Genomic DNA, 19488 nt, shown 5'->3' on the forward strand with positions numbered 1-19488 from the left:
CGTACGACGCGCGGCACCCGGGCGCGGACCGCGTGTCCGCCCGTGGCTGACAGGCCGCGCCGGGGCTTGCCACGGACCTCCCCCTCTGGGGGAGGATGGCGGAATTCCGTACGAAGGGAAAACCACGGTGAGCATCGACCCGTCCTCGATTCCGAACTTCGGGGGCCAGCCCGAGCAGCAGCCGCAGGGACCGGCGGGCCCCGTCCGCCCGGATCAGGACCTCGTGAAGCAGCTCCTGGACCAGATGGAGCTGAAGTACGTCGTGGACGAGGAGGGTGACCTCGCGGCGCCCTGGGAGCAGTTCCGCACGTACTTCATGTTCCGTGGGGAGGCCGAGCAGTCCGTCTTCTCCGTGCGGACCTTCTACGACCGCCCGCACCAGATCGAGGAGAAGGCGCGCCTGCTGGAGTCGATCGACGACTGGAACCGGCGCACCCTGTGGCCCAAGGTCTACACCCACACGCACGACGACGGCACGGTCCGCCTCATCGGTGAGGCCCAGATGCTGATCGGCACGGGCGTCGACCTCAACCACTTCGTCTCCTCGACGGTCAGCTGGGTCCGCGCGGCCATCGAGTTCGACAAGTGGCTCGCCGAGCAGCTCGGCCTCGAGCAGGAGATCGACGACGCCGAGGACTCGGGCGGGGACGTGGAGTAGTCACTCCCCACCAGTGACGGCCGAGGGCCGGGGCGCGCATCCGCCGCCCCGGCCCTCGGCCGTCTGGTGTCACGCCGTGTCGCCTCAGGCGAGGCGGCGGAGGCGGTCGGTGGCCTCGCGCAGGACCTCCGGCTTCTTGCAGAACGCGAACCGCACGAACGGGGCGCCCGCCTCCCGGTCGTCGTAGAAGACGGCGTTCGGGATGGCGACGACGCCCGCGCGCTCGGGCAGGGCGCGGCAGAAGGCGAAGCCGTCCTTCTCGCCCAGCGGGCGGATGTCGGTGGTGACGAAGTAGGTGCCCGCGGGGCGGAAGACCCCGAAGCCCGCCTCGGTCAGTCCCTCGGTGAGGATGTCGCGCCGGGCGAGCATGTCGCGGCGGAAGTCCTCGAAGTAGGAGTCGGGCAGCGACAGGGCTTCGGCGACGGCGTACTGGAAGGGGCCCGCCGAGACGAAGGTCAGGTACTGCTTCGCCGAGCGGACCGCGCTGACCAGGGCGGGAGTGCCCGTCACCCAGGCGACACCTCGTTCGTATACTCATTCACATGTCGCGCAACAGGCCCACCAGGGGCAATACCAGCACCGCCATCCCCGGTGAGCCGGCGGCGATCTACTGCCGCATATCCCAGGCAGACGATGACGACCAGACCGGCGTCGACCGCCAGGAGCGCATCTGCCGCGAGATCGCCGAACGGCGCGGCTTCGTCATTGATCCCGCCCACGTCTTCGTGGACAACAGCCGCTCGGCCTGGAGCCGCAAGCGGAAGCGACCCGGCTGGGACCGCCTGCTGGAAGACGCCCGGAATCGCAGCTTCCGGCACATCATCGCCTACCACCCCGACCGGCTCATGAGGCAGCCCCGGGACCTGGAGGAACTGCTCCAGGTCTCCGACGACCACGCCATCACGCTCCACGGTGAGGCGAACCGGCGGGACCTCTCCGACCCCGACGACCGCTTCATCCTCCGCATCGAGGTCGCGCACGCTTGCCGGTCCTCGGACGACACCTCGCGGCGGTTGAAGTCCGCGATGCAGGACCGGGCGCGGGAGGGGAAGCCGCAGGGTGGGGTGAGGCGGTTCGGCTACACCAAGGACGGGATGACGATCGTCGAGGAGGAGGCGGAGATCGTCCGGGAGGTGTTCGACCGCTATCTCAAGGGCGAGGGGGCGGCACCCATCGCGAAGGACCTGCACAGCCGGGGCATCCGGACGGCTGGCGGTAAGGCGTGGACCAGCGGCACCGTCCGTGCGCTGCTCGACTCTCGTCACGTCGCCGGAATCCGGATGCATCAGGGCGAGGAGGTCGGCCCTGGATCCTGGCCCGCGATCATCGACGCGGGCGTGTGGGCGGAGGCGCGGACGCGGCGCGAGTATCGGTCGGCGGTGTACCGGGAGGCGCTCAGCAAGCCGGCGCAGCGCTACTACCTGCTGCGCGGCCTGGTGATGTGTGGGCGGTGCGGGACGCTGATGTCTGGTACGGCCAAGGGCACGGGGCCGGTCTACCAGTGCAACCGTCGGGGCCGGAACGACGAGAAGAAGTGCACCCGGTCGATCACGGCCCTGACGCTGGAGGACTTTGTCGTCGACGCCGCGGTCGAACTGCTCGGCAAGCTGCGGGTGGATGGTCGGCTCGCCAGCAGCAACCTCTCCGAGAGCGTGACCGAGGAGCTGGAAGACGACCAGCGGCAGCTCGGGGAGTTGAACCAGATGTGGACCGCGAAGGAGATCTCCACGGCGGAGTACCGCAAGATGCGCAAGGAGATCACCGACCGGATCGCCAAGGCGCAGCGCAAGGTCGTCGTCCGGCCGATGGTGCTCCTCGACGGCCTCACGGGCGCGGGCGCGCGGGCTGCCTGGAACGCCGAGGACATGACGGACGAGCGACGCAACGCGGTGCTGCGGTTCCTGTTCTCCGGGGTGGTCATCGATGAGCCGAAGAAGTTCGGGCGGTACATGGACTGGGACCGGATCGGCATCGAGCAGAACCCGTTGTAGCGCGTCGGCGGCCCGGTCCTCGCGAAGTCCCGCCGGGGGGCGGGGAGGTGGGGGCGTGGGTCGTACGACGTCCTCAGGCGCAGCGCCGTCGGCTTGGTGCAGCGTTCGCCCGCTTCTCTGTCCTGCCCAAGTATGAGTGGGGGAGCTGTAGTTGGTGCCCGGGATCGAGGCCGGTTCCGGGTGCTGAGCTGGCGCGCGGCCAGGCAACATAGCCGATGATCGCCGGTTAGCAAAACCGGGGATTCTCCGGATCATTGACGTCGCCACCGCCTGCCCGCTCGCTCCGCGTCGTGGCAGGTGGATCGCCGACCGATATGCCCCAAGGACGTCTATGCCCCGACGACAGCCACAGCTCACCGAGACCCAGCCTGACCGCGACATCGCCCCCGAGTACGATTCCGACCGCCGCCAGAAACCGGATGAGGCCAGGGAGGCCGCTCTCCGGCGCGTGTGCGACGGGTTCACTGCGACGATCAGCCCGCGGAGCGCGGCTCGGCTCGCGGACCTGCTCTCTGCCACGAGCTATGTCCAGGCGGCCTGATCACGCCCGCTTCGGCAACCAGGAATTCGGCTCTCCCGTTCAGGAAATGCGGTACAGGACGCGTTCGCCCTGAGCTGTTCGATTTCTCGGCGTAGTGCTGGACTTGTGCCTGGTGGGTGTGGCTGTGTTGGTCGTGCGCGCCGGACGCTGGTTCCGGAGTTGCGAATCCCCGACACGCCATCGCGGGGGCCAAGGTGCCCCTTGCGTACGCCTGCGCGCAGCGGTGCCGACCGCCGCAGACGCGCCAGGAAACTCCAAGCCGCGCCCCCTTCCTGCACGCCGCCTGAAGCGGACCCGCGCGCAGCCTTCAGCCTCGACGTAGGAGCCGCCTCCAGATGAGCCTTGACGCCCGCGAATGGGTGTGGGACCACAGCCGCAGCAAAGGCACCGCCCGCATGGTCCTCGCCTTGATCGCCGACCGGTGCCCCGACCGGCGCTGCATCGCGTACGCGTCCGTGCCCACCCTCATGAAACGCGCCAACGCCTCCCGTACGGCAGTGCGTGACGCCCTGGCCAAGCTGATCGCCGACGGTGAGCTGGTCCCGCTCGCTGGCCGCAAAGGGCCGCGCGGAGAGACGTACTACCACCTGCCGGACGCGGCCCGGTTCCTCGCCGAACAGGCCGCCGAGGGGGATCAGGATCTGACCCTCCTGGGGGATCGGGTTCCGACCCCGGGGGGACCGGAATTCGACCCTGTCGACGCCTTCGAAGGGGGTTCGGAATCTGATCCCCCGGTGCGGATTCCGACCCCTGGGGGGTTCGGATTCAGACCCTCTGCGGGTGCGGATTCCGACCCCCAGAACAGAAGAGAACCGAAGGTGAACGGTAGTAACAGCAGCAGCTCTGCCCCGCTCATCTCCGCCGCCGACTGGCAGATCGACGACGACGCCGGGGCCTGGCTGCAACACCACGGCCACCTCGACCGACTCGGCGAGCACGCCCTCCACGCCGCCGACGAGAAGTGGCGCGCCTACCGGACTGCATGCGCGCCCCGCACCGCCTCCGCATGGGCCGCCGACTGGCGCGCATGGATCACCCGCGAGCACACCCCGACCCCCGGACGCCCGCATCTGCGCGCCCTGCCCGGTGGTAACGCCCCTGCCCCAGCCACCGGCATGAGCCGCTCCGAGGCGCACATGGCCGCTCTGCTCGCCGCCCTCGACGAACCGAACGAAACGGAGTGACCACCCTGCAACGACGCGAAGTTGCCGCCGTCCTCGCCTACATCGGCCGCCTCGACCCCCGCGCCATCCGCACCGGCACGAACGAGGTTCGTGACCAACTCGTCCAATGGCACGAGCTGCTCGGCGATGTGCCCCTCGCGACGGAACACGGCTGGGACGTCCGGGAGGCGGTACGGGCATACGTCCTGGACTCCCCGTACCCGATCCTGCCCGTGGACGTCGCCCGCAAGTGGCGCGCGTACCGGCGCGACCGCCTCGACCGGCACACCGACCCCACCCCGTCCGCCGATCCGGACGACTCGGCGTCCTGGCGTGCCGAGTTGCTCCGCACGCGGCACGCTGTCGCCGCCGGAACGGCCGCGCCCTCGACGCACCGGCAGATCACTAGCGGTGCCCCGCACCCGGACATCGAGTCCCGTCTCGCCGCCATCGGAACGTGCATCCCGTCGGCAGTCCGTGCCGAGCTGGCCCCCTACCGGCCGGCCCGCGCCGCACGCGAGGCAGCCGTCGCTGCGGGACAGCCCGACGCCCTCAGCGTTCCGTGCCAGTGGTGCCGCGCCGCCCAAGGCGAGCCCTGCCGTAACCGGCGCGTCGGTCTCGACGGTCGCGCCCGGAGCAACGTGCCCCGGGCGACGCCCCACCCGACCCGCGTGGACTTCGCCGTGGCGGAGCGCGCTCGGCAAGAAGCGGCGTGACCCGCACTGGCTCCCCGCCGTGGACACGCTGATCACACGCGGCAGCTATCACGCGTGGGGCCCCTCACAGAAGGGGTCCGCGTGTACGCCCCCTTCGTGTAGGACCTCACTCCCCTCGCCTTCCTCCCCGTGGAGACCGTCTGCATGACCCTCGGCAACACCGCACACACAAGCGCCGACGGCGGCATCACTCCGCCCCTGCCTCACTGGGCCACCCTGTCGGCGGTTGGCGCCGTCCTGGTTCTCGTCGCCGTCCTGCTCGTTGGACAGCTGCTGCGCCGACGCCCCCAAAAGCCCGGTGCCGGGCAGCGACGTGGCAGCGCCGCCATCCCAGTCGCGGCTGTCGCGGCGATCGGCTGTACCGCCTACAGCGCGGACACCAGCTGGCGCTTCGCCTCCGACTACCTCGACATGGGCGGCACCGTCGAGCGCGCCGCGATGTTCGCCGTCGCTGAGCTTGCCCTGTTCGCCGCCGCGCTGATGGCCCGGATGAACCTCAACGGCCCGAAGCAGGCGCCAGGGGTGCCCGGCACGCTCACCTGGGTGATCACCGGCGTGCAGATCGTGCCCGCCTACGCCGAGTCCGGGCTGGTCGGCGGAACCGTGCGGGCCTTCGTCGGCCCGGTCCTGGCGGCGGTGCTGTGGCACCTGGCCATGGGCATCGAACTACGCAACCGCAGCCCGCACGCCGACTCCCGCAGCCTGACCGCCGTCCTCACCCGGCAGGCACGCGAACGGCTGCTGGCCCGCCTGGGAGTCGCCGACCGAGACGCGGACGCCGCCCGGATCATCCGCGAGCGCGCCCTCGACCGGGCCGTCACCCTGATCCTCCGGGCCGAGGCCATGACGCCGGCGAAACGCGCCAATCGGCGCGGCCGACGCCTCACCCGCCGCCTGCACCAGGCCCTGGAACAGGCCGACGTCGACCACGACGAGCGCCAGGACCAGCTGCTGCTGCGCAAGCTCGCCACCCGCCAACAGGCGCTCGCCCTGGCCTCCGTTCCGCTGCCCCGGCGATGGCCCGCCCTCACCACGGACACGACGGGCACCTCCACGACCACCCGCCCGCGGGCCGCAGCGACAAAGCGGGCAGAGTATCCGGGCTGCCCGCCCGAGACCGATGCGGGCGATGACGCCGCCCACCGGGCTGCCCACCCGGAGCCCGTAGCCCGGCCGTACCGGCCCGCCCTCACATCCACGAGCCCGGACCCGAAACCGAGCGAGGAACCGCCGGACGCCAATCCGGGCGAAGCCGCGCGGGCGAAGCCGAATCACCCGGGCCGCAAGCCGCGGGCGACACCCGGTCTCCTCACCGAGTACGCCCATCGCATCTTCCGTGAAACCGGACGCCTCTCCCGCGACCTGCTGGAGGAAGCCGTGCGCGAGGACGGCTACAGGGTCGCCAGCGACACCGCCGGAGAAGTCGTCCGCACAGTCAAGGCCGAGCTGAAGCCTGCTCGTGCCAGCCAGTCCCACTGACCTGCTCCACCCAGCACCGGAGGAGAACCGCTCAATGCACGACCCGCACCACGAACTCCCCACTCTCCAGGGGGAGATGGTCACCACTCCCGTTACACGCGCAGCAAGTTGTCGGATAAGGAGTCCTTATCCGGCCCTCGCCCTGGAGGGGGCGGAGGCGTCCGGTGCCGAGGCGGCACCGGAGTCGGCCGGCCCAGGGGGGCCAACCGGGACAGGGGGAGCCGAGTCGTCGTCGAGCGTGCCGCAGCAGCAGTCTGCGCCGCGTCGCCGTCTGCGTGACAAGCAGCTGCGCGAGCGCCGCGTCCACCCTCGCTACAACGACGACGAGTTCGCCCTGATCGTGAATGCCGCTGCCCTGAGCGGCATGGCCCTTGGCGGCTACGTGGCCGAGTGCTCGCTCGCCGCCGCCCGCACCGACGACCCCACCGCAGCGGTCGCCGACTACCGCGCCATGGTCAAAGCGATGATGGCCGCCAACGGGCAGCTCGGCATGATCGGCAACAACCTCAACCAGCTCACCTGGCACCTCAACAAGGACGGTGCCTGGCCCCACCCCGACGCCGTCCAGCGGCTCCTGGAGCGCGTCGAGGCATCCATCGCCGAACTGGACACCGCCATCGCCCAGGTCACTGAAGGGCGGTGAGCGGGTGATACCCAAGATCATCCTGAGCGCGGGCCCGTATGCCACGCGCCGCACGATCGGCTACCTCTTCGGCAAGGGCCGGGCCAACGAACACGTCGACCCCCACCTGGTGGCCTCCTGGAACGGCTTCGCCCCCGACCCCGGCCGCAGCCCCCACCGCGATCCGAAGGACGCGATGGCCCAGCTCGTCGCCCAACTCGACCAGCCCGTGAAGATGCTGGGGGACAAGGCACCCAAGGACACCGTGTGGCACTGCCCCGTCCGCGCCGCCCCCGAGGACCCGATCCTCACCGACGCCCAGTGGGCCGACATCGCCCGCCGGATCGTGGCCGCCGCCGGCATCGCCCCCGACGGGGACGAACACGCCTGCCGCTGGGTGACCGTCCGCCACGCCGACGACCACATCCACATCGCCGCCACCCTCGTACGCCAGGACGGCCGCCGCCCTGAGCGCGGCTACGACCAGCGTGCCGTCCAGCGCGAGGCCCGCAAGATCGAAATCGACTACGGGCTCAGGCAGTTGAAGCAGGGAGACGGCACCGGCGCGAAGCGGCCCACCAGCAAGGAACACTTCAAGGCCAGGCGTCTGGGCCAGGACGCCGCCACCCGTGACGTGCTGCGTCTGCGGGTCCGCCGCGCGGTCGCCGCCGCGGCCGACGAGACCGAGTTCTTCGCCCTGCTGGAAGCGACGGACGTGATCGTGCGCCTCAAGCTCGGCCCCTCCGGCGACGCGCTCGGCTGCAACTTCGCCCTGCCCGCAGACACCAACGACAAGGGCGAGCCGGTGTTCTACGCGGGCTCCACCCTTGCTCCCGACCTGTCCCTGCCCAAGATCCGCAAGAGCCTCGCCACCACCGCCTCCGAACCGGCCACCGCCCGGCCGGGCAACCCGTGGCACCAGGCCACCGCCGCCGCCGAACGCATCCCCCACCACCTCGCCCACGACGACGACCCCGCCGCCCAGGGCCAGCTCGTTGCCCTGGGCGCGACGCTGGACCTGCTGCCGGTCACCGCTCCGGCCGCGCTGAGGGCCGAACTCGAACGGGCCGCAGCCGCCTTCGAGCGCGCCACCCGCTCCCGCATCACCGCCGATCTCGCCAGCACCCGCGCCCTACACCGCAGCGTCCAGGTGATCTGGCGCGACCGCCCACAGGAGCGTGACGGCACGGGGCTGGCGATGCTCCTCGACGCCGTCCTCACCGCCGTGGCGTTCGCCGTGCACTGGCACCGCACCCACCAGCACGCCCAACAGGAAGCCGCCGCCGCACAGGCACTCGTCCACCTGCAGATCGCGTACGGGCAGGTCGCCGAGCCGGTCCTGACGGGCCTCGCCCAACGCACCTCCAGTGACCAGACCAAGCGCCGCTTCGCCCATCACCTCCAGGAGGCGGTCCCGGAGCACGCCGAACGCATCCTCAACGACGCCTCCTGGGACGCGCTCGCCACCGTGCTCGCCGAGGCGGAAGCCGCCGGGCACAACGCGGTCACCGTCCTGGACCAAGCACTCGGACAGCGCACGCTCGACGACGCCCACAGCCCGGCCCGCGCGCTGACCTGGCGCATACGGCGCCTCGGCGAGCGTCATGCCCCCGGCCCCCGCGCCCAAGCGGCCATGGCCGGCAACACCGCACAACGCCCCGGTATCCCCGCAGCCCACCCCACGGCAGGTGTTCAGCTCCAGCAGCAGCCTCCCGCACGGCGGCGCTGACCCACGGCGCGCGGACTGTAGCCGACGATCCCCGGTTACCGAAACCGGGGATCGTCCGGAGCATTTGTGCCCCACCCCCGACTCCCACTTCCCGGAAGGAACCCCCTGCATGGCCCAGACCGACATCCGCCCCCGCGTTGTCATCCTCCTCGCCGACGTAGACCCCTCCCGCCGCGACGAACCCGGTCGCCTGTACCGCCGCGACGGCCGCCCCCTCACCGGTGCCGAGCACGACCTGTTCGCCACCAGCACCTCGGACGAGATAGCCATGGCCGTCGCGCACGGGCTGCCTGATGAGGCCGACTGGATGAGCGAAGCCGACCTGGTCGCGAAGGCCCTCGTCAACCTGTACATGAAGTACGCGTACCAGCTGCCCGACGACTCCCTGGACAGCGTCTACGACCTCATGACCGACGAGGACTACGCCGAGTTCGAGCGTCTGACTGACCTCCAAATGGCCCTGTACGCACGCGAAGAACACGCCGAACTCGAAGAAGACTGACCGACGACACACCAGCGGGCGGCGATTCAGGACCACGCCCACCAGTCAGCGCCCTCAGCGCCACGCACCCATCAACGTGGCCCCTGGCCCCACACATGTCGAAGGCCCGACCAGAAACACCGGCCGGGCCTTCGGCATGCACACGAACTCACGTGGTCACTCGGGCTTTCGCCACCGCCTCCTCCACATGGGCATCGACCAGCGCGGGCGAACCCGAGACCACCGCAACCACCATCCCCACACGAACAGCCGTCTGCTTAACGACCTGGCTACGTCCTCCTGCCGTGAAGGTAAGCAGCTGGCCCCACTGCTCCTCACCCAACCTCGGGGCGGGCACCTCGTGGGCGGTGACCGTGACGGCCGTGCTGCCGGCGAGGACCCGGTAGCTGGAGCAGGAGGTCATCGCCTCGAAGATCCGGCCCACGCCACTGGAGAGCTCGGCCGCGGTCCCGCTGTACAACTCCTCAGAGACCTCCGAGCCGGTACTGCTTGCGTAGGTGAAGGAGACCTTCGCCCTGCGCGGGAAGCCGAGGCTGCCGCCAGCCGCAGCGTCACCGCCGAGTTCGCTCACCGCGGGGCAGCCGGTCAACGTGACGTCATCGTGCCGACCGGGCTGCTCCGCCTTGCGGGCGTAGCCCTCGCCCAGGTCACCCTCGTCCAGAAGCCTCTTTGTCAGCGCGGCCGAGGACAACGGCCCCGCAGCCGGGGCGTTCCCGCCCTCCTGGCGTCCCGAAACGGAGGCGGAGGCGGAAGACATCGGGTCCGTGGCGCGGGCGCTGTCATCGGAGCAGGCCGTCAGGACCAGGACGGACACAGTGCCCAGGCAGAGCGCGGTCGTGGTGGGAAAACGCATGTGGAACCCCCATGTTGGTGCGGAGCGAACGGTCTGACCAACCCGGCTCTCCGGGGCCGGCGATGTGGAGGGGAGGGGGAGAGGGGGTTTCGGAGGAGTCAGTGGCCGAGATGGCGCAGCCCGTCCTCAAGGGTGGGGTGCCAGTGGTCGGCCGGACCGGAGTGGCGGTTGTACCAGGCCGCGTCCAGCTCCGGCTCCCTCGCCGTATGACCGGCACGGCAGCGCAGCCACACCGAGTCGTCGCGCAGGCAGAGGACAACCCAGTTCCGGTACGCGCCGCACGCGGGACACTCGCGTACCTCGCCGTCGATGACGAGCGGCTGGTCCCAGCGCATCATGAACCCGGCGACGTCCTGGCGGGACGGCGCCCGAAACTCCGGCGGCAGGAAGTCTGGGTCCAGCGCCGTGTCTGCGGCGTCCTGGGCGGTCGCGGCGACCGAGCCGGGCGCATCGGGCCAGGGCATGTCGGTGTGCATCTGCAGCAGCGCCTGGCCCGCACGCTGAGCGTCACGGAACGCACGGTCGGCGCGAGCACGGCGCCGGAATATTCGGAACATACAGGTTTCCTTCATTGTCATCCGGCCAATCCGGGGAACAGCCCTCTCAAGGACATCGGCGCTCGGCGAGGAGCCGCACGCCAGCCACCCGCAGGGCGCGGGCCGTCAGCTGCGGCGGACGACCATGAGCCGGCCCTCGGCGTCCTTGGGCAACGTGCGGCGGGACACCACGGCCGGCGAGGCCAGCGAGGAGGCGAAGGCGGCGACCAGATCATGGGGGACACCGGCGCTGAAAGTGGCGCACCATAGATACGGGGCGCCGAGAACGGGTTCCGTCCACGCCTGCCAGCCCAGCAAGCCAGGGCGCGGATCGGCGTCCTGGACGAGCGGCGGCTGCAGCACCAGGGAGAAGGTGGCGGAGAACCCGGGGTCCATGGCGGTGGTGTGGGGGCTGTCCAGGTCACGGACCCAGCCTTGGGCGCCAAGCGCGTTCAGGACCGTCTCGGGCCCCTCGTAGCCGATGTCGGGCGCCTCGCGGGTGTCGACCGCAACGAGGAGGTCGGCGAGTGCCTCATACGGGATACCGGCGGTGAAGTACGCGTTCCACGATGTCATCACGGAGTCGGCGTCCGGGCGGGCACTCAGTTGCCAGGCCACGGGCAGCCCGCCCAGTTCGAACGGGTAGGCCGCGAGGACCCACTCGGCACCGCACAGCCCGTCCGGGCTCACGTACAACAGGGTGTCACGGGAGGTGGGCCACATGCGCCAGCCGAGACCGGTCAGGGCGGACCCGACCTGCTCGGCGAATACGCCGTCGTCACCAGCCAGGTGCCGAGGGGTGACCCAGTACAACGGCTCCTGCGAGTCAGGGCGGAGGGGGTCACTGGGGTGGTGCGGGTACAGGGGCGCCTCCGTGGGTTCGGGGGTGGGTGCTCTGGCGGGGTGTGTACGTTGACATGGCTTGCGGCCGGGCACCAGTCATTTCCGGGGATTTCCTGTCTGCCAGTGGCGAACTGGAAAGAAGGCGGACAAATTTGCCGTCGCATGTAGGGGCCAGCCCCCTCGTCCTGCCTGAGTACAGAAGGGGCAGACGGCATGACGACGAGCGAGTAAACCGCATTCCTTCATGCGTCTCTGGCTGCACGCCCGTCTTTTTGATTGCTGCTGTCACTGCCCGCTCCGTATCCTGCTGGGCAACGCGTTGACGGAGACAAGTACCCACAGATCACGCGAGCAGAGAGAGCCGCCGGAAGCTGGGAAGGCGGTCTCGCGTCCTGTGGTGAAGACCCTCCTGAGCGCGGGGAGGAACGACCCCGTTTGGCGGTTCAATGCCCCGCCGGCTGGCCCCCGTCACTGGGCCTGAACGAGGCCGCCACCTGGTGGCGGCGAAAGTGCGGTGGTACCGCGAGTTGCCCTTCTCGCCCGCACTCCCAAGGGATCATGACGACGTCCTTCGGAGGACCGAATGATCCACAGCCGCGTACCCGTCTCCGACCTGCGAGAACACGTTGGCCGTACCGTTTCCGTCTGCGGATGGGTGAACACACTCCGCCTGCAGCGCCACATGCAGTTCGTCATCGTGCGCGACCACACCGGCATGGTGCAGGTGACCCACAAGCGCGACAACGGGCCGCTGGAGGCCCAACTCGAAGCTCTCACCCCCGAGTCCGCAGTCAAGATCACAGGACGCGTCGTCGACGCAGCCCAGGTCAAGCTCGGTGGCCTCGAAATCGTCCCCGAGGCTGTCGAGGTTCTGAACCCGGCCGCGACGCCGCTGCCCATCGACGAGCACACAGGGCTGGAGCAGAGGATGGACTGGCGCTTCCTGGACGTGCGCCGCCGTCCTGCCACTCAGCTCCTGTTCGCCGTGCAGACCACACTGGAACAGGGCATGCGCGAGTACGCCTACGCCCAGGGCGCCACCGAGATGCACACCCCCAAGCTCATGGGCACCGCCTCGGAGTCCGGCGCTGAGGTCTTCGAGGTGGGCTACTTCGGCCGTAGCGCCTACCTGGCGCAGTCGCCGCAGTTCTACAAGCAGATGGCGATCGCGGCCGGCATCGACAAGGTCTTCGAGATCGGGCCGGTCTTCCGCGCGGAGCCGTCGTTCACCTCCAGGCACGCCACCGAGTTCACCGGCGTCGACGTGGAGTTGGCGTGGATCGACGGCGTCGAGGACGTGATGGCGTTCGAGGAGCAGATGCTCGCCCATGCGATTGCCAAGGTCGCCGACGCGCACGGCGAGGCGATCGCCGAGCACTTCGGGGTCGAGGTCACTGTGCCCACGACGCCCTTCCCCCGCATCGCCATGGCCGACGCACAGGAGATCCTGCGTAAGGGTGGCTGGGACCCGGCAGGGGAGAAGGAAGACTTGGACCCGGAAGGCGAGCGGAGCATCTCGGCCCACATCAAGGAGGCCACCGGGCACGAGTTCGTGTTCATTACGCACTACCCGGTCGGCATCCGGCCCTTCTACCACATGCGGGCTGCCGATGACTCGAGCGTGACCTTGAGCTTCGACCTGCTGTGGAAGGGCCTGGAGGTCACCACCGGCGCGCAGCGCGAACACCGGTACGACGTGCTGCTGAAGCAGGCCGCCGAGAAGGGCATGAGCCCCGAGCCGATGCAGGACTATTTGAACGCGTTCCGGTACGGATGCCCGCCCCACGGCGGCCTCGGTATGGGTCTGGGGCGAGTGCTGATGGTGATGCTCGGGCTGGACTCCATCCGCCAAGCCAGCTTCCTCTTCCGCGGGCCGAACCGGCTCACTCCGTAGCCAGCCGCACGGACAATCTGGGCTTGAGCAGTTTCCAGCGCCTCCTCTCAGCTGGCCGGTCCGCCCCGCCCCGGCCTTCGGGCGGTGGGGCTCGGACGAACCGATCAGGACGCCCATCTCGTGCAGCCGCTCCAAACTCAGGCCGTAACGGGGTGGGCAGCCTGCGCAGAGTTCAGAAACGGCAGGACGGCGGTGGGGACCCTGCAGTCGGACTATGAAGTGGCTGGTGGCTACCGCCCGTACTTCGGCAAACAGGCGCCTCTCACCGCGCCACTGCTACGGTCGCGTCCATGACGCTCTCGGTCTCCACGGGTCAGGCTGTCGACCTACGTGTACAGCCGGTTGACGAGGTTCTTGACCGCGTTGAGCGGTCTCTCCAAGTGGGGCTGCTCCCAGAGACGATGGTGCGTAAGCGCCGATCCGTGGGGGCCAGAACAGACCGCGACACCTGGGTTCGGATCGAGCGGCGCCTGCTCGACAAGATCTCCGACCAGGGGTGGAACGGGACTGAGAGTGCCGCTCGTCTGAAGGGCATTGCCCAGCCCGAATGGCACGGATGTGTGGTCTGGGCGGCCCCGGACGGGCCGGTGATGTGGCGAGCCGACGAAACCGAGCTTCTGCCAGGGGCTCCTGTCGGAAACGCCATCCTGAGTGAAGCCCCGGAGCTGCCGGACGACTGGTGGGGGGCACTGAACGCGTCGTTGGACGCGCTGGCGGCCCAGAGCACGAGGCGGGTCGCCACGCCGGACACCGTGACCGTCACCCAGGCCCTCGTCACCGAGTCCGTCCGCGGTGTTTTCTCCGGCGATTTCGATACGACCATCGAGCAGTGGGTGCCGGCCCACGCGGACTTGAACTGGGCCAACATGACGGCTCCGGCGTTCAGTCTTTTCGACTGGGAGGACTGGGGTAACGCGCCGCTGGGGCTGGACTCGGCCTCGCTGTGGGCGAGTTCCCTTGCTGTCCCGGCTCTGGCTGATCGCGTATGGCACGAACGCCGGTCGGACTTTGAGAGCCGGGACGGCAAGCTGATGACACTGTTCGCCTGCTCGAAGATCCTCGGGCCGTACGCGCACCCGGAAGACCCTCGGCTGGAACCCGCCCGGCGCATCGCCGAGCAGGTCATCAAGGAGCTTCAGGCTGGCTGATCGTGTGAACGGTCTCGCAGGAGACTCCGGTACTCCTGGACTGTTCGTTCCTTGACCTCGCCGACAAGGGCACCGACGAGTTCGCCCAGATGGGCGGGCTCATCAGTGCCCACAGCCACAGTGCCGACCCTCGGCAGGTGATAGGCGGCTATGAACGCCGCCTGCACACGCGAGAGTTGGCGGCTGTCACCGAGGAAGACACGGGGGTCGACCTTGGCCCACACCGAGTCGCTGGTGCTGCCGCCGAAGGGGCTCATGCCCCATGCCTCGCTGGCGTCCAGGTCCCACGCCTTGATGAGGGCGTCCGCGGCGTCCAGCGTTCTGACTCCGACGAGTAGGCCGGCGCGGACCATGAGGGTCGCCGGTCTCGGTACGGTCGGGCCGATCAGTCCCACCAGGGATGACGGTTCCCAGGACGCGATGCCCCAGGCGGCACACAGACCCTTGCTCGTAGCGTCATCAAGGGCAGCGCACGCTCCTGCCAGCACCTCCTGGCCATGTCCGCCGGCCTCGCGGAGCGAGCGTTCCGGGTTGTGCAGGAACACCAGATCCGGCTCCTGCCCCAGGTCACCAGCCGCCTGTTCCACGGCCGCGTGCAGCCGTACGGGGTCCAGGGAGTGCTGCGCCCCGCGCGGTCCCTGGAAGTAGCCCACCTTCGTGGAGACGGTGAACTTCGGCAGCAGGTCTCCGGCCGACTGCGCCAGGACCTGATGCGAGCGGAAGCCGAGGTAGTTGGTGCTGGTGTCGAGTGCTGTGACGCCGAGGTCGAGCGCCCCGGTCAGGAGCCGGCGTTCGTGACGAGACCGGTGTAGCCCGAGGACAACTCGGGGGTTAGCACCGCGCACAGCTCCTCCTTCACCAGGATCTCGGCGACCTCCGCTACTTCGGCTCCGGCGACGGCCGCGGCCTGTTCCAGCTCGACCGGCCTGCCGCTCAGCAGCAGACGCAGAGCTGGCAGAGCCTTGGCCGCGAGGGTGAGCCTCTTCCCCGAGGCCACGATGTCGACGGTTTCTCCGTGCTCCTGAATCTGGGGCGGGAAATGGGTGGTGCACACCACGGCGTCGAGCGGCCCGAGTATGTCGAGGAACGGCACGTGCCGAGGCAGAGTCGTCGCCTGCTCGTACGCGTCCAGGAAGTCGGCCGGCGGGCGCTCGCTGACCAGCTGGGCGGCGGCCTCGGTCAGGGCGTCGGTGCCGGTTCCGTGCCGGCGGTCGAGGTCGTGGCGGAAGATCTCGTGTTCGCGGCACCAGTCGGCCAGCCATGCGAGCCAACTCGCCCCGGTGCGCTTGGTGATGCCGAACGTGACGTGAAGGCTCTTGCCGGAGCCGCTGCCGGTCCGTGTCGCCTGGTGCCAGTGGCCCCGCGGAATGTGCATGACGTCGCCGGTCCGCATCAGACCGGACCAGATGATCTCGTCGCTCGGCGTGCTGTTGGGGTCGGCGTCTCGGTACATCGGGACCGCGCGGGAGGTCGCGCGGACCTCCCACTCCTTCTCACCCGCGAGCTGGACGATGACGACATCGTGGTCGTCCCAGTGCAGGGGGAAGCCGGAGGCGTCGTTCGTGGTCAGATACGCGTTGACCTGGACTCGCTCACGGGACCACCACTGCAGGGCCCGGCAGGCGACCTCCATCGTCGGATCGAAGACGTTGGCCTGATCCATGATCACCGTCGCTCCTTCGCCCAGGAGCCTGCCCAGGCTGCGCATGTTGACCATGGAGATGCTCTGGCCGCGGGGGCTGACGCTGTCGGTGTAGTAAATGGCCGGGTGGACCTCCTCGCCCTTCTGGAAGCACCGGAACTGCGGGCGGTTCAGGCTCCTGCGCATCGCGATGTCGAGCAGGCGGTTCGGGGTCATGATCCGGGAGACGAGGGTGGGGTCGTCCATGCTCCCGCGGACGAAGTCCTTGCCCAGCTGCTCGGCCCCGCTCCAGCCGAGTGCTGCCTCGATAGCGCTGATCAACCGGTGTTCCATCGTGTGTCCTCCATGGGTTCGGCCACTGATGCGGACACAGCGGGGGCTGGCGCGGCCGACCGCGCCGGCCCCCACCGCTTGGTGCCTACTCGCTGTCGTGCAGGTTGCCGTCGCCACCCGGCCACGGCGCGTCGCCAGAACTGCCCTGGTTGTCCGACCGGAGGCTGTCGTAGCGGTCGTGGACGGCGGTCAGCTCTGTCACCGCCACCAGGAGGCCGCTCCGGGCCGGAGGCGGTGTCGTGGGCTCTGTCACCTCGTGCTCCTTCCTTTTCGGTTCTCCCGCTGGGAATCCGACGGGAGGTCGATGGCCGCCCCACGGCCGTGCGAGGAGGGGGTGCCGTGGGGCGGCGGTCATTGGGCGCGCGATGAGCTGCAGTCCGGCGCCAGGGGCAGGGCGGGTCAGCGGTGAATCGGCAGGCCGCCGACGTCCTCGCGCATATTGATCTCCAGAACGCGCTGGTCCAGTTCGTACAGACAGGCACGGCAGGCGTAGAGGGCCGCGTGCATCCCGCTCGACCGGACGGGCCCGATCCACGTCACCTCGACGTCGTCACGTCCGCACCACAGCCAGCACTCGCCTCGCGCCTGCCACTCGTGGCGGTCCCATAGCGCGTAATCAGTGGGCTCCCTGGTGACGGGGTCGATGTCCCGGCGGGTGGGCCGGAAGACCACGTCGGGATCGGGAAGCGGATTCGCTCGTAAAGCGTGCCGCCCCATCACACGACCACCAGAGTGAGCGACTCAGGCTCGGCTTCCACCCCGTGCTTCGGCCGTAGCGCGAATAACCTGCGCAGAACGGCTGATCGGATTGCGGGCGCCGCCTTGGGAAGCGCGATCTCCGCCCATACGCGCTTCCCTTGGCCGGCCGGCTCCCAGGCGCACCGAGAAGCGAGAGACTCGACCAGTGCCAGGCCGCGCCCGCTCTCGTCGTCGGCCTGGGCACAACTCGTCTGTGGGGCACCGGGATTGGCATCGAGGACGTCGATCACCACACGGCCGGGCCGGTGGTGCAGTGTGACGGTGACGGGCCCTTCCCCATGGACCACGGCGTTGCTGATGAGCTCGGAGGCGACGAGGCGGATGGCGTCAGCCGTCTCGTCGTCCAACGGCACACCCCACGCACGCACCTTGTCGACGACCGTGCACCGGGCGAGGGAGACTTCCCTTTCCTCACCCGCGAGGACGAACCGATGGACGAGCGTGGGCATGGCGGACGCCTCCGAGGAGTTGGAGAGCGGCTCCGTACCCGACGGGGAAACAGGGGCGGACCCGCCGATCTGAGAACCGTTCCGGGAGTGGTCGCGATGCGCGGGCTCCGTGGACGGCTGATATTCAGTCAACGGCCCCAGCCAGCAAGGCGGAACGTTTCTAGGGGGTTCCTCCTGGGGACGCCCTCCCCGTACGCGGCCACGCGAAGTAGCCTCCCCACTACGCCGCGAGGGGGATGACGGGAGTGATGACATGCCTGGTGAGCCGTTGGCGGTCCACCCGCTGAGCTTCCTTCGCCAGACGCGCGGATGGGGGAAGGCCGAGTTCGCCCGACTCATGCAGGCCCATGGGCGGTTGCTCGGAATCCCGCTCGCGACCAACCGGACCACCGTGTGGAAGTGGGAGCAGGGCCAAGAGCCAGACGCGGACGCCCAGCGCGTACTCGCCGACCTCCTACGTGTCCCGTACGAGCAGGCACGGAAGGAAGGTTGGCCCCGATGGCTGCCGGTCTGGGAGGTCACGGGACTCACCGCCCCGTGGACCGAGGCCGGTACCGTTGAGGCGTTGTCCGAACTCGTGGGGAGTGGCCGCATGGACCGCCGGGGCTTTCTCACCATCACCGGCGCCGCTCTGACGGGCCTCGCGACAAGCTGGGTGGACGCACCGTCCGCCTTCGCTTCGGCCCTGGGCGGGGATCAGGTCACGGACACGATGGTCTCGACGATCGAGCAGCGCATCAGCACGCTCCGCACCCTCGACGACCAACTCGGCGGCGCCACACTCCTGGAGCAGGCACGCGGCGATCTCGCCCTCGTCACCGGCCTCCTGAGCACGGGCAGGTACACGGAGAACATCCGACTCCGCCTCTACGCCCTGGCAGCCCGGGTATCGCACCTGACCGGCTGGATGGCATACGACGCGGGACTGCGATCCGTCGGCCAGCGCTACTACGTCGGCGCCCTGCGCAGCGCCCGTACCGCCGGCGACGACGCGTTCGGCGCCTTCATCCTCGCGGAGATGGGCGTCCACGTCTCCGAAGCCGGACGAACCGCCGAACGCGTCGACCTCATCTCAACCGCAATCGACAACGCCCCTCGCACGCTGTCTCCGTACACCCAGTCCTTCCTCTACCTGCACAAGGCCGAGGCACTGTCCCGCGACGGCGACCACCGGAACGCCGGAACAGCGCTCAACCGCGCCGTGTCCCACTGGGAGCGCCACACGACGGAGGAAAACCCGGACTGGCTCAACTGGTTCGGCGAGGCGCAGTTGAAGTCGACCGAGGGCAAGGTCCTGCTGCGGTCCGGGCAAGTGGAGCGCGCCACAGGCTCCCTGGAGACCTCCGTGAAGAGCGCGGCTCCTCGGGACAAGGCCGTGCGCTCCAGCCGCTTGGCCGAGGCCCGGCTCGCCGGCGGCGACCTGGACGGGGCGCTCGACGCCGCGAACTACGGCACCGAACTCCTGGAGAGCAGTGTCAGTTCCGTACGGGCCCTGGACCGCTTGAAGGAGTTCTCCGCACACCTCGAACCGCGCAAGTCCGTCCCCGCTGTCCGCGAGTTCCGCGAGCGCCTTCAGGCCGTGCCGGTCGCGGCGTGACCGCCCCCTCTCGGATTGCTAGGCCGGGCCCCC

At 69.5% G+C, this 19488-nt stretch carries 19 protein-coding genes and 2 pseudogenes; 11 read left to right on the plus strand and 10 right to left on the minus strand.

Features of this window, described 5'->3' with window-relative positions:
* The first annotated feature begins 127 nt into the window (after window positions 1-127).
* A complete protein-coding gene (locus tag ABZ898_RS23505) occupies window positions 128-658 on the plus strand; it encodes a YbjN domain-containing protein (RefSeq protein WP_361662181.1) in 531 nt (176 codons plus the stop codon).
* Window positions 659-742: 84 nt separating this feature from the next.
* Here ABZ898_RS23505 and ABZ898_RS23510 read toward each other — a convergent pair.
* Window positions 743-1171: pseudogene (locus ABZ898_RS23510) on the minus strand (aminotransferase class I/II-fold pyridoxal phosphate-dependent enzyme); the annotation flags it as partial.
* A gap of 29 nt (window positions 1172-1200) precedes the next feature.
* On the opposite strand from ABZ898_RS23510, the gene ABZ898_RS23515 reads away from it, so the two are divergent.
* The 7 genes from ABZ898_RS23515 to ABZ898_RS23545 all read left to right on the plus strand — a co-directional run bounded on the left by ABZ898_RS23515 (window position 1201) and on the right by ABZ898_RS23545 (window position 9401).
* Entirely contained in the window at window positions 1201-2649 is a 1449-nt protein-coding gene (locus tag ABZ898_RS23515) for a recombinase family protein (protein ID WP_361662183.1), read from the plus strand.
* Between the two features lie 876 nt (window positions 2650-3525).
* Window positions 3526-4374, plus strand: coding sequence for a helix-turn-helix domain-containing protein (locus tag ABZ898_RS23520; protein ID WP_361662186.1), 849 nt, complete (start codon window positions 3526-3528; stop codon window positions 4372-4374).
* A 5-nt stretch (window positions 4375-4379) separates the two neighbouring features.
* Window positions 4380-5069, plus strand: a complete 690-nt coding sequence (locus ABZ898_RS23525; RefSeq protein WP_361662331.1) for a hypothetical protein — start codon at window positions 4380-4382, stop codon at window positions 5067-5069.
* A gap of 144 nt (window positions 5070-5213) precedes the next feature.
* Window positions 5214-6548, plus strand: coding sequence for a hypothetical protein (locus tag ABZ898_RS23530; RefSeq protein ID WP_361662189.1), 1335 nt, complete (start codon window positions 5214-5216; stop codon window positions 6546-6548).
* Window positions 6549-6786: 238 nt separating this feature from the next.
* Window positions 6787-7191, plus strand: a complete 405-nt coding sequence (mobC, locus tag ABZ898_RS23535; RefSeq protein WP_361662191.1) for a plasmid mobilization relaxosome protein MobC — start codon at window positions 6787-6789, stop codon at window positions 7189-7191.
* A 4-nt stretch (window positions 7192-7195) separates the two neighbouring features.
* Entirely contained in the window at window positions 7196-8899 is a 1704-nt protein-coding gene (locus ABZ898_RS23540; RefSeq protein ID WP_361662194.1) for a mobilization protein, read from the plus strand.
* A 109-nt stretch (window positions 8900-9008) separates the two neighbouring features.
* On the plus strand, window positions 9009-9401 hold the full coding sequence (locus ABZ898_RS23545; RefSeq protein WP_361662197.1) for a hypothetical protein: 393 nt from the start codon (window positions 9009-9011) through the stop codon (window positions 9399-9401).
* A 148-nt stretch (window positions 9402-9549) separates the two neighbouring features.
* Here the strand turns inward: ABZ898_RS23545 and ABZ898_RS23550 are convergent, their stop codons facing one another.
* From ABZ898_RS23550 to ABZ898_RS23560, 3 genes are all read right to left on the minus strand, one after another.
* On the minus strand, window positions 9550-10254 hold the full coding sequence (locus tag ABZ898_RS23550; RefSeq protein WP_361662200.1) for a hypothetical protein: 705 nt from the start codon (window positions 10252-10254) through the stop codon (window positions 9550-9552).
* A 98-nt stretch (window positions 10255-10352) separates the two neighbouring features.
* Window positions 10353-10811: a hypothetical protein gene (locus ABZ898_RS23555; RefSeq protein ID WP_361662203.1), complete on the minus strand. Its 459-nt coding sequence runs from the start codon at window positions 10809-10811 to the stop codon at window positions 10353-10355.
* 105 nt (window positions 10812-10916) lie between these two features.
* Window positions 10917-11603 (minus strand): DUF317 domain-containing protein, encoded by a 687-nt coding sequence (locus ABZ898_RS23560; protein WP_361662206.1) that lies wholly within the window; start codon window positions 11601-11603, stop codon window positions 10917-10919.
* 613 nt (window positions 11604-12216) lie between these two features.
* Between ABZ898_RS23560 and aspS the strand changes: the two genes are divergently transcribed.
* Window positions 12217-13527 (plus strand): aspartate--tRNA(Asn) ligase, encoded by a 1311-nt coding sequence (gene aspS / locus ABZ898_RS23565; protein ID WP_361662209.1) that lies wholly within the window; start codon window positions 12217-12219, stop codon window positions 13525-13527.
* Here the strand turns inward: aspS and ABZ898_RS23570 are convergent.
* Window positions 13517-13727: pseudogene (locus tag ABZ898_RS23570) on the minus strand (flavoprotein); the annotation flags it as partial. The gene aspS and the pseudogene ABZ898_RS23570 sit on opposite strands and share 11 nt — an antisense overlap.
* Window positions 13728-13817: 90 nt before the next feature.
* Between ABZ898_RS23570 and ABZ898_RS23575 the strand changes: the two are divergent.
* Entirely contained in the window at window positions 13818-14675 is an 858-nt protein-coding gene (locus tag ABZ898_RS23575) for a hypothetical protein (protein WP_361662212.1), read from the plus strand.
* On the opposite strand, the gene ABZ898_RS23580 is transcribed toward ABZ898_RS23575, so the two are convergent.
* From ABZ898_RS23580 to ABZ898_RS23600, 5 genes are all read right to left on the minus strand, one after another.
* Complete coding sequence (locus ABZ898_RS23580; protein ID WP_361662215.1) at window positions 14663-15520, minus strand: aldo/keto reductase; 858 nt, start codon at window positions 15518-15520, stop codon at window positions 14663-14665. The two genes, ABZ898_RS23575 and ABZ898_RS23580, sit on opposite strands and share 13 nt — an antisense overlap.
* The gene (locus ABZ898_RS23585) at window positions 15454-16650 is read right to left on the minus strand and encodes a cupin domain-containing protein (RefSeq protein WP_361662218.1); all 1197 of its coding nucleotides are present in this window, start codon (window positions 16648-16650) and stop codon (window positions 15454-15456) included. Before ABZ898_RS23585 ends, ABZ898_RS23580 begins: the two co-directional genes overlap by 67 nt.
* 85 nt (window positions 16651-16735) lie before the next feature.
* Window positions 16736-16903, minus strand: coding sequence for a hypothetical protein (locus ABZ898_RS23590; RefSeq protein WP_173985599.1), 168 nt, complete (start codon window positions 16901-16903; stop codon window positions 16736-16738).
* A 146-nt stretch (window positions 16904-17049) separates the two neighbouring features.
* Entirely contained in the window at window positions 17050-17367 is a 318-nt protein-coding gene (locus ABZ898_RS23595) for a hypothetical protein (RefSeq protein ID WP_361662221.1), read from the minus strand.
* Complete coding sequence (locus tag ABZ898_RS23600) at window positions 17367-17858, minus strand: ATP-binding protein (RefSeq protein ID WP_361662224.1); 492 nt, start codon at window positions 17856-17858, stop codon at window positions 17367-17369. The genes ABZ898_RS23595 and ABZ898_RS23600 overlap by 1 nt, the downstream gene beginning before the upstream one ends.
* Before the next feature lie 253 nt (window positions 17859-18111).
* Between ABZ898_RS23600 and ABZ898_RS23605 the strand changes: the two genes are divergently transcribed.
* The gene (locus tag ABZ898_RS23605; protein ID WP_361662227.1) at window positions 18112-19455 is read left to right on the plus strand and encodes a transcriptional regulator; all 1344 of its coding nucleotides are present in this window, start codon (window positions 18112-18114) and stop codon (window positions 19453-19455) included.
* The last annotated feature ends 33 nt before the right edge of the window (window positions 19456-19488 follow it).

The sequence above is a fragment of the Streptomyces sp. NPDC046860 genome, assembly GCF_040645115.1.
Lineage (GTDB): Bacteria > Actinomycetota > Actinomycetes > Streptomycetales > Streptomycetaceae > Streptomyces.

Coding starts and splice junctions, on each gene's coding strand:
- ABZ898_RS23550 (WP_361662200.1), bottom strand. CDS start 10,254: ATGCGTTTTCCCACCACGACCGCGCTCTGCCTGGGCACTGTGTCCGTC.
- ABZ898_RS23520 (WP_361662186.1), top strand. CDS start 3,526: ATGAGCCTTGACGCCCGCGAATGGGTGTGGGACCACAGCCGCAGCAAA.
- ABZ898_RS23600 (WP_361662224.1), bottom strand. CDS start 17,858: ATGCCCACGCTCGTCCATCGGTTCGTCCTCGCGGGTGAGGAAAGGGAA.
- ABZ898_RS23545 (WP_361662197.1), top strand. CDS start 9,009: ATGGCCCAGACCGACATCCGCCCCCGCGTTGTCATCCTCCTCGCCGAC.
- ABZ898_RS23595 (WP_361662221.1), bottom strand. CDS start 17,367: ATGGGGCGGCACGCTTTACGAGCGAATCCGCTTCCCGATCCCGACGTG.
- aspS (WP_361662209.1), top strand. CDS start 12,217: ATGATCCACAGCCGCGTACCCGTCTCCGACCTGCGAGAACACGTTGGC.
- ABZ898_RS23530 (WP_361662189.1), top strand. CDS start 5,214: ATGACCCTCGGCAACACCGCACACACAAGCGCCGACGGCGGCATCACT.
- ABZ898_RS23585 (WP_361662218.1), bottom strand. CDS start 16,650: ATGGAACACCGGTTGATCAGCGCTATCGAGGCAGCACTCGGCTGGAGC.
- ABZ898_RS23605 (WP_361662227.1), top strand. CDS start 18,112: ATGCCTGGTGAGCCGTTGGCGGTCCACCCGCTGAGCTTCCTTCGCCAG.
- ABZ898_RS23555 (WP_361662203.1), bottom strand. CDS start 10,811: ATGTTCCGAATATTCCGGCGCCGTGCTCGCGCCGACCGTGCGTTCCGT.
- ABZ898_RS23515 (WP_361662183.1), top strand. CDS start 1,201: ATGTCGCGCAACAGGCCCACCAGGGGCAATACCAGCACCGCCATCCCC.
- ABZ898_RS23575 (WP_361662212.1), top strand. CDS start 13,818: ATGACGCTCTCGGTCTCCACGGGTCAGGCTGTCGACCTACGTGTACAG.